Origin of the sequence: Enterococcus sp. DIV0210g (genome assembly GCF_050559705.1) — a bacterium.
GTDB classification, from domain to species: domain Bacteria; phylum Bacillota; class Bacilli; order Lactobacillales; family Enterococcaceae; genus Enterococcus_B; species Enterococcus_B faecalis_A.
Genome location: NZ_CP187903.1, coordinates 1,062,080 through 1,077,829 on the forward strand (window position 1 = coordinate 1,062,080; position 15,750 = coordinate 1,077,829).

Consider the following 15,750-nt stretch of genomic DNA (forward strand, 5'->3'; position numbering starts at 1 on the left):
TTTCTGAAAATTAATCAAATTTTTCATGAAAAGGAGGAGCTCATAAAACATATCGTTAAATCGAATGTTCTTGTTTCAACTGTAGACAACATGTAAATCAGCAAAAAGAGTACCTAAAAGCAAATTGAAAAGTAAGGTGAAATTTTGTGAAAAAAAAGAAAACAGTTCTCAGCAATTGGTTCATGCTTATTCTTTTGCTGGGGTCTTATCTGCAATTCCTTTTAAATGTTCCAGCAATCGTACGCGCAGATAACACTTCGGGATCTACGCAGACACTGATTGACACGGAAGGATTCAAAGCAGAAGCTGAAACACAAGAGGTCAAAGATGGCGTACAATTGACCATCCATTATCAAAAAAAGGCTTCAGAAATACCGGAAAGAATAAAGATCAATGTCCAGGCAGATGAAAAAAATCTGACAGCAGCGGACTTGCAAAACACGCCAAAAGAAAAAATGGAAGATGCTGAAAAACAAGAATGGATTCAAACAGCAGCATTTTCTGCAGAAGAAAGTCAAGATGAACTTGTTTTTCTTCTACCTGAAACAAGCACGAAGGTAACAGCACAGTTTCAAGTCGACCAACAAGAAGACAGCACTATCAAAGCAGATATTTTGGATAATAAAACAGCAGAACCAATCGAAATCCAGCTGCCTGTAACAGAAACTGCTGATTCTGCGGGATCTTCAACAACGAGCAATACAAGTACAAATGAGGCAGCAAGTGAAAGTCAAACTGCTGATTCAAGCACAACTTCGGTGGAAAAGACAAGTACAGAAACCACTGCGTCATCAGATTCATCCCAAGCAGAGGAAACAACGGAAGAAAGTTCTTCAGGAAAAATACCAGTACAAAGAGCAAGTGGTGAACCAAATGACGATATCCAAGAGCCGACAGGAAGTGCCATTTCAGCAATTGGTTTAAAACTTTCGACGACCAGCTTTGCTAACTTGAAAATAAATGTCGATAACAAAGACGGCGTAAACAGTTATATTCGTTCAAAAGCAAATCAACTGCCAAGTGGACAAAACTACGACCAAAATGATCAAAATTCGATGATGAATTATGCGAATGGATTGTATGAACCCGGAAGTTCAGCAAGAGTGGTTGTTTTTGATCATCAGCCAAGCGGTGATTTGAAGTCAGTGATCAAAGCTGATTATGACACTGTCGGAACAGTAGTCAGTCCATCTGGTGAAGCTATCCCGGTTGGTGCATATGTCGAAGTCAGCAACTTGCATCTGCGCAGTTCAGATTGGGGCAACGGCTGGAACCAAGCCAGTGCAGTAGGTATCGATTTTTCTAATAACTTTTATTCAGGTATCTCACTAGCGAATATCAAATATTTTGATTGGAAAGTTATTTTTTATGACACAGAAACACATCAGCCCATCGATTTTGAAACAGTTGATGACAATTATGCCCAATTAACGTTTACTTCATTGAATCCTGGCGAGTTTGTAAATAAATTTTCAACTGCAGATAACAATCCAGCTGAAACACCGATCGAAGACGAAGATGGCGATTCTTTTGTTGAACCGACTTACTTTAATGATGACACCGCAGTCCCTGGCGGAAAAGACGGATCAAATCATTTTTCTTGGCCGCAAAGCGGAGACAAGAGTCAAAAAGGACATTTTGGTTATACCGCTCATACGTGGGGAGATTACAACGATGGCGCACCAACAGATGAAGAAAACGATGAATGGAATGACCATATCGGTTCTTCAACATTCGGCAGAGGAGCTGTTGGTTACAAATTATCAGGAACGACTCACGAATTTACGCGTGGTACGTATAGTCAAAATCCAGCGACTTGGTTAGCGAATGCCAGCGGAAGTGTAAGTTTTATTATTCCTACAAATCCGCCGTTATTCAATGTAAAAAAAGTCAGCAGTCAAGCTGTAGCTGGCGGCGGGAGCGAGACTCCTGAATATAGCCGTCAAAGCGAAAAACCATCTGCGGATGACCCAGACTATCAAGAGAAATTAAAAGCATTCAAAGCGACAAAAGAGTATCAAGATTTTGCAGCTTCGTGGGTTCCGGATGCAGCAAGTATCAATGAACAAAATGTGAATGAACAAGCTGAGGAAAATCAGCCAATTTATTATTATGTCAGTCAAGGTCTCTACAGTCTGGTTGGGGATGCAATCATCAAGCCAAGCAAAATCACTTTTGAAGATACCTTGCCAGAAGGAACCAATCCGAAAGATGTCAAACTGTATGATACAAATGGTAAAGAAATCGATGTAGCAGACAAAACGATCAGCGGACGAAAAGTAACGATGACGATCAATGCAAAAGAAATCAACAACATCCAATTTGCCAGAGGATACATCACCGTGCGGATCGAAGCAGATTTGACAGAAAAACCTGAAACACTCGATGCAAAAAAAATCATGGATAACTCTGGTACCTTCAAAATGATGGACAGCAAAGACAGAGTCAAATACGACGAGACGACCAATATCGTGACTGTGGAAGAGACTCCGCCAAAACCAGCCGAGATCCCCATCAGTTTGGTTAAGAAAAGCAACATTGAAGGAATGGATCTTGAAGGTGCTGAATTTGAACTGTTGAAAGACGGAAAAGTCGTGGCAACAGCCGTTACGGATTCAAATGGTCAAGTCGATTTTCTAGCGGATGGACAACCGTATCAACTGACTGAAGGAGAATATTCGATCAAAGAAACCAAAGCGATCCCTGGTCATAAACGTGATGAAAAAGAACATACTTTTTCACTCGATAAAAATCTGGAAATTACTTCTGAAGATGGTTCGGTGACAAAACAAGACGACAAATTAGTTTTTACTGATACCAACTATTGGAAAAAAACAGATTTGACCTTCAAGAAAACAGATAATGAAGGAAATCCGTTAGCAGGGGCAGTCTTCCGCTTAACTGGTGAAAACTTGGACAGCGGCGAAATTACTACGGATGCAGACGGGATTCTTTCTTTCAAAGACTTGGATCTGCAGCCATCTGGAACCTATACCTTAGAAGAAATCAAAGCGCCAGCCGGTTATTTCCTTCCTGAAAATCCAACGTGGACATTAACACTGACGGAAGATGGACGCAAAGCAACACTGAAAAGCAATGAAGAAAATACAGAATATTCCGATACACAGCATATCGTTTTTAACGATGAAGGCAATAATCGCTTTGATTTTGAAAAAACGCCAATAACGAATGAAAAACAAACCGTTCGTCTTTCTGTTTTCAAAGAAGACTCCGTGACGAAAAAACGGTTAAAAGGAGCTGTCTTCACGTTAAGCTCAGCTTCAGGTACAACAGAGCAGACGACAGACGATTCTGGACTTGCGGTGTTTGATGATTTATCCACGGATCAAACCTATACATTAAAAGAAACACAAGCGCCAGACGGCTACATTCTTTCTCAACAGACCTATACAGTATCCTTTGATCAAGAGTCAGGAAACTGGATTATCCATGACGGTGAAAAAGAAACAAAGATCCCTTCTGGAAGTGACAAGGAACTTTCTCTATCAATAACAGTGACGAATGAAGCGAAAACACCGCTGCCGCATACAGGGGGTATTGGAAAAGGAATTTTCATGATCATTGGTTTCTTGCTGGTCAGCGGAGCAGCTCTTTGGTTTTATAAAGCAAGAACGAAACAGGAGGTAGCTTAGATGCTGAAAAAATTATTCACTTCTTTTTTACTAGCCAGTTGCTTCGCTGCTTTGATGATCCACAGTTCTTCTCCAGCTGAAGCTGATACAAATGGTTCAGGAAACGTAACTTTTACATTACACAAATTACTGTTCAAAAACGGCGAAGTTCCTGATGAAGTCTTAAATGATGGGTCCAGCAATCCGTTTGCTGACCAAACATTGTTGAAAGATTACGAAGGCCTAAATGGAGCAGCGTTTAGTGTTTATGATGTGACGTCCGAATTTTATCAAAAAAAAGCAGCAGGTCTTTCAACAGAAAAAGCACAGCAGGAATTAGCTGCTCTTCATCCAGAAAACGCATTGGATGAGCAGACGACGGCCACAGAAGGAACTGAAGACGGGATTGCGCATTTTACTTTGCCTGCAAATGAAGCGACTGGTAAAAGACGTCCGAAAGTTTATCTTTTCTTAGAGACAGCTTTACCAGAAAATGTTCAAGCAGCTGCAAAACCAATGGTCGTTGTTTTGCCGATAACGGATATGAACCAACAGCCAATGTCGGCAATCGACCTTTATCCAAAAAATGAAGAGATAACGTATCAAGATCCGCCTTTCAAAAAAGAAATCATTGGTTCATCAAACACAGAATATGGCGGCGAGATAACGTACCAGCTGACGACTGAAATACCTGCTGATGTTTGGAGCTACGAGAATTACCGCATTCAAGATGAAGCAGATCCTGCGTTATGGATGGAGCCGGAAAGTTTGAAAGTCCAAGTTGTAGGCGACGATACACTCTCTGATTTTTATCAAATTTCTGAAATGAAGGATCATGGATTTTCTCTTTCTTTTGATGGAAAAAAATTACGTTATTCGGTTGGAAAAACAATGAAAATCACTTATAAGATGCGCTTAGCAACTGATAGTTCACAAACAGCTTTTGATAATCAAGCCATTTTATATCCAGATACTCATGAAGAAATAAAAGATGACGCAGAGATTACTACTGGTCAAAAATCATTTGTAAAAGTTGACTTAGCAGACGGAAACCAAAAGCTACAAGGCGCCGCTTTTGTCATCAAAAATGACCAAGGCCAATATCTGGAACGCCAAAATGGAGAAAACCACTGGCAGAACATAGCACCTGCCGATTTTTCTGCCGTTCAAAATCAGCTGTTTACACTTCATTCTGATCAGCAAGGTCTGTTTTCAATCAACGGTTTAGCCTATGGTCAGTATCAGCTTGTCGAAATCAAAGCACCTGACAATTATTATCTAAGTCAAAAACCATTTGATTTCACAGTCGATGAAGCAAGTACCAGCACGACTTTATCAATAATGAACCAAAAAATGACACATACTTGGTCAGATAAAGTTTATAAAAAAGTCATTGGACGGTATCCAAAAACCAATGACGAAAACAATTATTTATGGATGATTATCGGACTACTGCTGATTTTAGTAGGAAGTTTCGTTTATATAATCAAGAACAAACACAAAAAATATTAAAAAAGGAAGTAAAAAAATGAATAAGAAATCTGCTATCCAAGTAGTATTCGGCTGGTTGCTAGCACTAATGATCGTATTAGGTGTAGGCAGCGCAATGCAAACAGTCAAAGTTTCTGCAGAAGGAAACGACACACAGAAAGTCACATTGCATAAATACGCATTTGAAACAGCACCATCTCCTGACTTGATCTTGAATGATGGTTCTGATCAAAGCAGTATTGCAACAGAAAATGGCGGTAAACCACTTCAAGGCATCGAATTTACTGCCTATGATGTCACTCAGTTATATACTGATTTGCGTCAAGCAGGTAAATCTGTAGATGAAGCTTTCGCTGAACTTGGTCAAAAACAAGTATCAGATCTAGGTGAGAAAACAACATCATTTGCTGCAACAGATAACAATGGTTTAACTTCAGCAAACTTACCTGTTACTTCAACTGTCAAATTAAGCGACGGTACTGAAAAAGAAGAAAATGCAGTCTACGTCATTGTTGAAAACCATGACAACGGAGATGTTGTAGCGGCAGCAAATCTAGTGGTTTCATTACCTTTTTATGAAGAAGATGGAACAACGCCTTTAAGCGAAGTAAACTTATTTCCAAAAAACACATTGAACCTAACTGATTTTGACTTTGTCAAAGAAGGTGTCAAAGAAGATGATTCGATTGCACCTCTTGCAAATGCAAAATTTGTATTGAAAGACCAAGATGGAAACTATTTAAACAAAGAATTGGCAAATGATGTTTTGCCTACTTTTGATGTAACGACAGCAACAGATGCCAATGCAGCAGTCTTCACTTCGGATGCAGATGGTAAAGTATCAACAAAAGAACTTTTCTCTCAAGGATTAGCTTTGCCGAACGGTACGTATACATTTGAAGAAATCGGAAGCGATGGAAATGCCATTCCAGCAGATGGAACAACCGTAGATGATTACCATGCGTCAAGCCATGCAGCAAATGCAATTACTTTTACTGTAGAAAATGGACAAATCACAAAAACAAGCAGTTTTGATAAAAACGAAGACCCATCAAGTGAAGCAAAAGTTTACAACTATCAAGTTCCTTCTCCTAAAAAAGAAGCAAATGATACAGATGTCGATGACAACCAAGCATTCAGTTTTACAGTTAAACAATTGATTCCAGACGATATCGACACATACACAGAATTTGCCTTAGTCGATACACCAGACGCACAATTAGAAATGTTATCTGATGATGAACTTTCTACGATCACAGCATCTATCGTCTCAGAAAATGGCGATGAGATCACTGCTTTAGAAACAAAAGCAGCTGCTGAAACACCAGGATTTAGTTTTGATTTCACTTCAAATGTAAATGATATGGCTGCTATCAAAGCGAATGCTGGAAACTATATTACATTTACTTACAAAATGAAATTAAAACCTGGTACAAAACCTGAAGTTGACGTAAACAATGAAATCGACTTTGACAACAATCATCATACGAAACATGACAATGAAACAGTTGATACTTACGGGAAAAAATTTGTGAAAAAAGATGCCTATGACGACAGCAAAACATTAGCTGGAGCAGAATTTTTAGTTCTTAACGAGAAAAAAGATGAGTACCGTACAATCAACGATACTTGGGCTAAATATGATGGAACATCTGTCCCAGAAGATGCAAAAATCTTAACTTCTGATGAAAATGGTGCTTTTGAAGTTATCGGTTTGGCAACTGGAAATTACAACTTGAAAGAAGTTAAAGCACCTGCAGATTATCAATTACCAGCACAACCATACACAGAATTCAAAGTAACAGAAACAAGCTACAGCGACGCACAACAAGTATTGACAGTCGTGAATACACAAAAAGGTATCTTACCTCATACTGGGGGCATCGGTATCTTTGCCTACGTACTTGGCGGACTTGCAATCATTGGTATTGCTGTTTTCTACTTCAAGAAACGCGATCATTTGAACGCATAAAATAGTACGAAAATAGAGTAAATAAATATAAGAGGCTGGCTGACGAATGTCCCAGCCTCTTTTAAAAAATAGATACAAACAGTAAAAAGAAGGGTGAAGCATGACCAAAAAAACAAAAAGCCGGAAAATGCGGCGTTTGCTGGATACACTGATGGTCCTACTTTTAGTCATTGGTGCAGGAATCTTTCTTTATCCATTTGTCCAAGATACCTTGAACGATTTTCTTGACCAGCAGCTGATTACTTACTATCAAGGAAAGGCCAATCAAGAAAACCATCAAGCGAGTGAAAAAGCAAAACAAGAAATGGAAAAGAAAAACAAAGAGTTGGCTGAAAAAGGCAACAATCCTGGTATGAGCGGCTTTGATCAAGCAGTGAACCAGGACAAAAAAGTAAAAAAGAAAAGTGTCGATTATTATAAAAAGCATACAATTGCTGTAATCCGTATCCCAAAAATCTCTGTGGATCTGCCGGTTTTTGACGAAACAAATGATTTTACCTTGCAAAAAGGAGCAGCTTTGCTCGAGGGAACGAGTTATCCAGTTGGGGGAAAAAGCACGCATTCCGTTATTTCCGCCCATCGCGGTTTGCCAGAAGCAACATTGTTCACTGATTTGCCGAAATTAAAAGTCAATGACCAGTTTTATATAGATATCAATGATGAACGCCATGCGTATCAAATCGAAAAAATCCAAGTAATCGAACCGACAGATACACAAACGATGGTCATCCAGCCTGGGCGTGATTTGATTACACTAATGACTTGTACGCCTTATATGGTTAATACACAGCGTTTATTAGTGACAGGTCACCGAATCCCATATAACGCCAAGAAAATGGATAAAAAGATCGAGAACAGCAGCTGGTGGAAAAAACATAAATTATTGCTGTTGATTGTTGGCGGGATTTTAGTTTTACTGGCGGCAGGCTGGGCTATTTATCGCCGTATCTTAGCTGCTCGAATCGCAAGTCGTAGAATCGATTTACGTTTTTATGCTATGGATGAAAAAAATCAACCGATGACTGGACAAGTTTTCTCGTTGATGAATGCTCGCGGAAAAAAACAAATGCGGCGAGATGGAAAACCAATTGATTTGACGACTGATCAATCTGGTTTGGCAGAAATCAAGCAGCTTAAAGGCGGAAAATATTGGTTGATACCAAAAGAAATGGACAAACAAGCAGCTGTACGAATCTTGTTGAAATCGCCGAAAGAAACACATTTCCACTTTATTTTCCGTAAAAAGTTCAATGGACAAGTAGAGATAAAAGACGATGAAATCTATTTGGTCTACCCGAAAATAGATCTAGAAAAAGAGAAGAAAAGTCATTAGGTCTTGCTGAAGAAATACACCCTGACTTTTTGTATCCTATAATTTATACTCCCAGAGACAAAAAACGACTTTATTTTTGTCTCTGGGATTTTTTGCGAAATCCGCAAAAAAATAAGATTGATAAGGTTTCGATAAATAGCGTCATTTTTACCTATACAGTTCTTTGAAGTGTTGGTATGATAGAAGAAGAGAGAGTAGGAGGTGTGGTCATGTTAGGGGGAATTCCGTACGAAACGATTTATTGGTATACATTGCTGATTTGTGCTGGACTTGCATTGCTTCTAGTTATTTTTGGCGATGTTCTGGACTTTGATGGAGCGCTTGACCCAATGCTGGTTGTTCCCTGGTTAGCTTTTACAAGTTTATTCGGCTACTTAGGAGAACATTTTACAGAGTTTTCATCAACGATTATTTTAGTGGTTAGTGTTATTATTTCGACGATCCTGGTTTTTTTATTGAATTTTTATGTGCTGATGCCGTTGAAGCATGCTGAATCAACCCTGTCTTCTTCAGAAAAAGATTTGGAAGGCCGAGTTGCTCTAGTCTTGACGCCGATTCCTGTAAGCGGGATGGGAGAAGTCCAATTAAAGAATGTAACCGGTTCAATCAGCCGACCAGCGTGTTTTTATTCTCCTCAAGAGACTGCAGCCGAACGCGGTACAGAAGTTTTGATCATCGAAGTGAATGAACGTATTTGTTATGTTGTACCTTACAAAGGAATATTAAAAGGATAGGAAGGAAGAAAGATATGATACCAAGTGCTTTGATACCTATAGGAATAGTTGTATTGATTTTATTGATGCTGCTGATCGTTTTTGTTTCAAAATATCAAACTGCAAAACCCGATGAGGCATTGATCATCAGCGGAAGTTATTTAGGAAAGAAGAATGTCCATGCTGACGAAAGCAATAACAAAATCAAAATCGTCAGAGGAGGCGGGGCGTTCGTATTGCCAGTCTTCCAACGGTCGAATCGAATCAGTCTTTTGTCAAGCAAACTGGATGTCTCTACGCCAGAAGTGTACACGGAGCAAGGTGTTCCAGTCATGTGTGATGGCACATCGATCATCAAAATCGGTTCATCCGTTGAAGAAATCGCGACTGCAGCTGAACAATTTTTAGGGAAAACACGTGAAGAATTAGAGAATGAAGCACGAGAAGTTTTAGAAGGGCATCTTCGTTCGATCTTAGGTTCGATGACAGTCGAAGAGATTTACCAAAACCGTGATAAATTTAGTCAAAGTGTCCAAGAAGTTGCTTCTGTCGATTTAGCTAAAATGGGCCTGATTATTGTTTCCTTTACAATCAAAGAAGTTCGAGACAAAAACGGCTACTTGGATTCGCTAGGTAAACCGCGGATCGCCCAAGTCAAACGAGATGCAGAAATCGCCGAAGCGGAAGCATTGAAGGAAACACGGATCAAAAAAGCAGAAGCTGAAAAAGAATCGCAAGCAGCTGAACTTCAACGACAAACAGAAATTGCGGAATCATTGAAAGAAAAAGAATTGAAACTGGCAGCTTACAAACAAGAACAAGATGTAGCCAAAGCGAAAGCGGACCAAGCTTATAATCTTGAAAGTGCTCGGGCACAACAACAGGTCGTTGAACAAGAGATGGAAGTCAAAGTCGTTGAACGACAAAAACAAATTGAATTAGAAGAAAAAGAAATCATCCGCAGAGAAAAACAATATGATTCTGAAGTGAAGAAAAAAGCAGATGCGGACCGTTATGCAAAAGAACAAGAAGCATTAGCTCAAAAAGCGAAAGAAGTAGCTGATGCCGAAGCAGAACGATTCCGTGTCGAAGCATTAGCTGAAGCAGAAGCTAACAAAACACGACTTTCTGGTCAAGCAGAATCTGAATCTATCTTGGCAAAAGGTCGAGCAGAAGCAGAAGCAAAACAAAAAATCGCCGATGCATTCAAAGAATATGGCGAAGCTGCTGTTTTAAGCATGGTGATCGAAATGCTGCCGCAATTGATGAAAGAAGCAGCACAACCACTGGGAAATATCGAAAAAATCTCTGTCGTCGATACAGGCAGCGGTTCTGGCAGCAATGGCGGAGCAAACCGCGTGTCGAATTACGCGACCAATCTATTAACGACAACACAAGAAACACTAAAAGAAACAACTGGTTTAGACATCAAACAATTGATTGAAAATCTAGCAACAGGAAGTACGTCGAAACCGACCGAAGTTTCGCCATCTGTTTCACCGGAACCCGAATATCCAAGTGAAGCCGATATGGAAGAATAAATAACAAAAGGGCCGCAGCTTTTGCTGCAGCCCTTTTTATTCTTTTGAGATAAGAGGTGATGATACATTGCAGAAAAAATATTGAGCTTATAGTTCTGCAAAGTTGGCTTTCAGATCCGTTAAAACATGGAAAGCTGTTTTACGAAATTCTTCTTTAATGCTCGGAGCGAAGCAGTTCTTTCACAACCTCTTCTCCGAATGCACTTGCGCAAACTCCGCCTTGATTTCGATAAAACTTCTGAAAGATTGCAGAAACTGGAACAACTCTGCCCGATCTTCAAACTCAGAACGATGGACAGGAAGCGGCATCTCACGATAACGTTTGTATACGTCATCGATCCGCGCTAAAATTGCTGCGCCATCATTTGCTTCTGCGAACGTTTCTGCTGTGAAAGCCAGCAGCTCGCTGATATATTTCCCATAGAGACCTGGTTCTTTGATGCGTTGGAGATTGCCCAGCATATTTTTTAAAACATTGATTTGAGCCCGCCGCATCGAGAAATAAGTCTCATAGTAAACATTACTTTTCAACCAGTAATTTTCTTGGTATTTTTGCGCTTCTGATTGGCTGTTCCGCACATAGACCAGCAGTTCTTCGCAATGTCCGCGAATCGTTCCTTTTTTCTCTGTCGATAAGGCAAAAGCCATTTCCTGCAAAATATCCCGGAACTTTTCTTCAATGATTTCCTGATTTTCAAGTAACTGTTTTCTTTTATCAGGCATATAGATGTTTGCTATCAATGCGAAACCTACACCAAGAACCATTAGACCCGCTTCATTGCCAATCAGCGGCCAGTTCATAGTTTGGGCACTTAAATAATGGGTGACTAAAACAGAATTGACGACGATTCCTTCTGTTAATTTCAGCTGAGCAGCGATAGGGATGAAAACGAGCAAAAAGAGCCCAAATCCTAACGTTGTATAGCCAGCCAAAGAAAAACTGATAAATGCTGCAATTGTTGCTAAAATAAACGCAGCTAAACGATAGACACCAACCATCAAGGAAGAACGTCTTGTATTTCCAACACTCAAAACAGCTATAATACCGGCTGAAGGCCAGTAAAGAAGTGAAAGCTCGCTTGCAACGAGCATTGCTAAGAGTGCGCTGATAACTGTTTTGATTGTACGCATACCGATTCGCACATACTTCTCCTCCTTTTTTAGGATTATACTAAACTTTACTAAAAACTAGCAATATTTATCGACTTTAGTTATGATATTAAAAAGGATGAAAGGGGATTTTTATGCAAATAGGCCGTTTTCGCTTAGGAATGCGAACCTTTAAAAGCGCATTTTCGGTTTTTTTATGTATTTTATTTTTTCATATTTTTCAACGCGGTACGCCCATGATCGCTGCTTTATCAGCGGTATTTTCTTTAAGACAAGATCTCACATCAACAGTTTCTTTCGGCAGGTCAAGAATCATCGGAAATACTTTAGGCGGCTTATTAGCGGTTATTTATTTCCTTATTTTAGAACACTTCCATAACGATTTTATGGTCGAATTGATCGTATTGCCGATTTTAGTCCTGGTTGCAATCGTTGTTTCTGACGGCATTGGAAATAACGCGGGTATCATCGCTTCGATTGCGGCGCTGCTTTTGATCACGTTGAGTATTCCGCAAGGGGAGTCGGTATTATATACGGTCCAGCGAGTATTTGACACCTTTATCGGGACATTTATCGCCGTTGGTATCAATTTCGTCGTACGGCCGCCGGAAGATGAAAAGAAAGAAGAACTGGCAGAAGATATTGCTGTTTTGCAAGAGAAAGAAGCCAAACTGAAAGAAGAATTGGGCGAAGTCCAAAAACAGATCGATGAACGAAATGGGAAATAAAGAGCTACATATCAAGGATTGCAGAATGTGATTTTTTAGTACACTTTCTATACAAAAATAACATAAAAAAGAAGCCGTTTTTCAAAAACAGCTTCTTTGTTTTTATTCTTTTTAAGCGTTCCTATCGGCTTGCCAAAGCTGATGCATCTTATCTAAAATGGTAATAACATCTTTCGTTAAGAAAAGCGAACGGTTCGGCAATTCTCCCTCGATCATTTTGACTATATTTGCTGCTTCATAGTTTAGTGCTTCTTGGCTGCTTCCGCTTTCGATCATTTCTTTCGTGCCATCTGTATAGATGATCTCAGCTTTGTCAGCACGAGGATAATCAGTGATCGTTATATAGCCGTTCTCAAAAGCTGCAATTCCGACTTTTGGCATTTTTGCTTGGAAAGTCAATGTGACAGAGGCCATTTCATTTTCTGTATTGCGCAAAATCGTCACAGATTGTTCATCTACACCTGTCTCGAAAGGCAGCATATTCGAAGCAATCACTTCTGGCTGCGAAGTCATGAAAAAGCGTGCAAATGAGACAGCATAAGTTCCGATATCCAATAACGCACCGCCGGCTAATTCAGGATTGAAGAAACGGTTGGTCGGATCTGGTTCTTTGTAACTGCCGAATGGTGCTTGGATCATTTTTAATTTGCCAAGTTTTCCAGAGTCAATCAATGAACGCAAGCTTTGATAAAGAGGCATATTGAAAATCGTCATGGCTTCTGCCAAAATCAGCCCGTTTTGTTCAGCTGTTTTCATAACTTCTGCCAGCTCGGCTTCATCCATCGTGATCGCTTTTTCGCATAAAACATGTTTGCCGGCGTTCAGCGCTTTCAAAATATGTTCTTTGTGTTGACGATTAGGAACAGACACGTAGATAATATCGATTTCTGAATCAGCTAGCATTTCCTCATAACTTCCGTAAGCTTTAGGGATACGATAGCTTTCTGCAAATTTTTGCGCTTTTTCCAGCGTTCTGGAGGCAACAGCGGTAAGAGAACTTGATGCTTGATCAAAACTGCTGGCAAATTCATGCGCGATACTCCCAAGGCCGATGATCCCCCATTGGTAATTCTTCATATAGACACTCTCCTTAAAAACAATTGATTACACCGTTAGTATAACAAATAAGCAGGTCAACTTTAGAAAGGAAGCTTTAAATCGTTAAAAAAATTGAAAAATGGACGTTGAAAGATGATTTTTACCTAGAACTTAAGTAGAATAAAAAGAAAGGAGGGATAGCTGTGCATCAAGTATATATCGATCTTATAATGAATGTTATTTTGGAACAGTTTGAGACTGAACAAAAATTTTTGACGGACTATCTTCTGGTAAATGAGGAAGAATGGAATCACTGGAAAAAAGGTGAAGGAAACTTGACCCCTGAAGCCATGCAAAAAGTGAAAAATCTTTTCAGCGATTATGAATGGATGCTTGTACAGAAAATGCTGCGCCAAACAATCATTTTTCCTGAAAAACGGACGACGGCGGTGGCAGAGTATAAGCAAACCAAAACAAAGATTGCGCAAAAATGGCTGACAAGCGGAGCTGGAACAGCAGAAATCTTGCCTTTAGAAGGAAATCAGCCTGTGAATTACCTTGACTTAAAAGTCAGTATTCAATATGATAAATGGGGTTATGACGATATTTTGAATTTCCGGCTGCCGGCAATCGTCCAGCAGCAGATCGAAGGAGAAAAAGTGGAGCTTTTAGATTGGGTGAACAACAATCTGGAAGAAACATATGTCCAATGATTTTTCTGGGATCGTAAAGAAAAGATGAGAGGTTTTATAAGTGAACAAAATTTTGGGAATCGCTTCTGTGGTCATCATGATCGGCGCGATGGGATATCTTGTAGTGAATGAATTTTCCTCAAGCGCAGAGGTAGACGCAGTGCGAGCAACGGACACAAAGCAATCAGAAACAACAGCAAAAAAAGATTCTTCAGAAGCAAGTACGACTGAATCAACCAAAGAAAAAGAATCAGATCTGCCAGATGTCTCACCAGATGATTGGCAGCTGGTATTAGTTGGACCAGATCATAAACTGGAAAAAGAAATCGATGAATCGACACAATTGGTTTCTCTGGACAACGGCTATTTGATCGACAAACGAGTGGAAGCAGATTACAAAGCATTTGCAAATGCAGCATCAGAAGCTGGTTTTCCTTTAGCTATGGTTTCTGCGTATCGTTCTGTTTCTTCACAACAAGAAGTCTTTACTCAGCACGTCCAAGAAGTGATGGCGCAAAAAGGTGTGACAGAAGAAGAAGCAACAACAGAAACAAAATTGACGATGACAGAGCCGGGCTACAGCGAGCATCATACAGGATTAGCTGTCGATGTTGTCGATCAAGACTGGTATAACAATTATACTTCGACAGTCCTAGATGCAAGTTACGGCGATCAGCCTGGTGCAAAATGGATTGCAGAAAATGCACCGAAATATGGGTTCATCGTGCGTTATCCAAATGGTCGGGAAGATATTACAAAAATCACCTATGAACCATGGCATCTGCGCTATGTCGGAAAAGAAAGTGCAAAATACATCACGGAACATGATTTGACGTTGGAAGAGTATCTAGACAAGTTGAAGAAGTGAGGAAGTGAATGAAGTTATAAAAAAGTACAAACGAAGAAAAGCGAAAGGTGCACGAAAGCTGGCGATTTTAGCTGGTGTCTTTCTGATCCTGCTCGCATTTGTTTTTTCATTGCGAAGTTTGATCAGTTCGCCGATCCAAGATCAAGAAGCGCAAGAACAGTTGTCGCATCAAGCATTTATTGACAAGTTGGTGCCGCATGCACAAGAATTACAGGCAGGATATGGTGTTTTGCCTAGTATCATTTTAGGACAAGCCATCTTGGAATCTGATTGGGGAAACAGTACTTTAGCCAGCAAATACAATAATTTGTTCGGTATCAAAGCTTACGGCAGTCAGAATAAAGTCAACCTTGAGACAAAAGAGTTCGTTAACGAAGAGTGGATCACGATCCAAGGTGATTTCAGAGTGTATGATTCTTGGGAAGATTCGATGAATGACCATACACAGCTTTTTGTCCAAGGAGTCGATTGGAATCCCGCATTATATGAACGTGTACTGACGGCTGCAAATTATCAAGAAGCAGCACAAGCGTTGCAAGATGCAGGTTACGCAACAGATCCGACCTATGCACAAAAAATCATACATGTAATCGAGACCTATCAGCTGGATAAATATGACCAGCGCAGTTAAA

General features: G+C 39.9%; 12 protein-coding genes. 10 read left to right on the plus strand and 2 right to left on the minus strand.

The annotated features are described in order from the left end of the window. Nucleotides 1–146 precede the first annotated feature (146 nt). The 6 genes from IGI64_RS05200 (at nucleotide 147) to IGI64_RS05225 (ending at nucleotide 10,682) form a co-directional block, all read left to right on the plus strand. Entirely contained in the window at nucleotides 147–3,653 is a 3,507-nt protein-coding gene (locus IGI64_RS05200; RefSeq protein WP_429939736.1) for a SpaA isopeptide-forming pilin-related protein, read from the plus strand. Continuing rightward, on the plus strand, nucleotides 3,654–5,144 hold the full coding sequence (locus tag IGI64_RS05205; RefSeq protein WP_429939738.1) for a SpaH/EbpB family LPXTG-anchored major pilin: 1,491 nt from the start codon (nucleotides 3,654–3,656) through the stop codon (nucleotides 5,142–5,144). Between the two features lie 16 nt (nucleotides 5,145–5,160). After that, a complete protein-coding gene (locus IGI64_RS05210) occupies nucleotides 5,161–7,095 on the plus strand; it encodes a SpaH/EbpB family LPXTG-anchored major pilin (protein ID WP_429939740.1) in 1,935 nt (644 codons plus the stop codon). 100 nt (nucleotides 7,096–7,195) lie between these two features. Then, nucleotides 7,196–8,428 (plus strand): class C sortase, encoded by a 1,233-nt coding sequence (locus IGI64_RS05215; RefSeq protein ID WP_429939741.1) that lies wholly within the window; start codon nucleotides 7,196–7,198, stop codon nucleotides 8,426–8,428. A gap of 209 nt (nucleotides 8,429–8,637) precedes the next feature. Next, complete coding sequence (locus tag IGI64_RS05220; protein ID WP_034863034.1) at nucleotides 8,638–9,162, plus strand: NfeD family protein; 525 nt, start codon at nucleotides 8,638–8,640, stop codon at nucleotides 9,160–9,162. Nucleotides 9,163–9,176: 14 nt separating this feature from the next. After that, nucleotides 9,177–10,682 carry a flotillin family protein gene (locus IGI64_RS05225; RefSeq protein WP_429939743.1) on the plus strand — a complete coding sequence of 502 codons (1,506 nt, stop codon included), beginning with the start codon at nucleotides 9,177–9,179 and terminating at the stop codon, nucleotides 10,680–10,682. Nucleotides 10,683–10,862: 180 nt separating this feature from the next. Here the strand turns inward: IGI64_RS05225 and IGI64_RS05230 are convergent, their stop codons facing one another. Beyond that, nucleotides 10,863–11,825, minus strand: coding sequence for an aromatic acid exporter family protein (locus IGI64_RS05230; protein WP_034863029.1), 963 nt, complete (start codon nucleotides 11,823–11,825; stop codon nucleotides 10,863–10,865). A 101-nt stretch (nucleotides 11,826–11,926) separates the two neighbouring features. Between IGI64_RS05230 and IGI64_RS05235 the strand changes: the two genes are divergently transcribed. Next, nucleotides 11,927–12,520: an FUSC family protein gene (locus IGI64_RS05235; protein ID WP_034863027.1), complete on the plus strand. Its 594-nt coding sequence runs from the start codon at nucleotides 11,927–11,929 to the stop codon at nucleotides 12,518–12,520. A 111-nt stretch (nucleotides 12,521–12,631) separates the two neighbouring features. On the opposite strand, the gene IGI64_RS05240 is transcribed toward IGI64_RS05235, so the two are convergent. Further along, nucleotides 12,632–13,597 carry a Gfo/Idh/MocA family protein gene (locus IGI64_RS05240; RefSeq protein WP_429939746.1) on the minus strand — a complete coding sequence of 322 codons (966 nt, stop codon included), beginning with the start codon at nucleotides 13,595–13,597 and terminating at the stop codon, nucleotides 12,632–12,634. Between the two features lie 164 nt (nucleotides 13,598–13,761). On the opposite strand from IGI64_RS05240, the gene IGI64_RS05245 reads away from it, so the two are divergent. From IGI64_RS05245 to IGI64_RS05255, 3 genes are read left to right on the plus strand one after another with little or no spacing between them, the layout of a single operon-like run. Beyond that, nucleotides 13,762–14,271: a hypothetical protein gene (locus tag IGI64_RS05245; RefSeq protein ID WP_034863025.1), complete on the plus strand. Its 510-nt coding sequence runs from the start codon at nucleotides 13,762–13,764 to the stop codon at nucleotides 14,269–14,271. Nucleotides 14,272–14,311: 40 nt separating this feature from the next. After that, nucleotides 14,312–15,118, plus strand: a complete 807-nt coding sequence (locus IGI64_RS05250; protein ID WP_429939748.1) for a M15 family metallopeptidase — start codon at nucleotides 14,312–14,314, stop codon at nucleotides 15,116–15,118. A 4-nt stretch (nucleotides 15,119–15,122) separates the two neighbouring features. Further along, on the plus strand, nucleotides 15,123–15,749 hold the full coding sequence (locus tag IGI64_RS05255; protein WP_016625346.1) for a glycoside hydrolase family 73 protein: 627 nt from the start codon (nucleotides 15,123–15,125) through the stop codon (nucleotides 15,747–15,749). Nucleotide 15,750 lies beyond the last annotated feature (1 nt).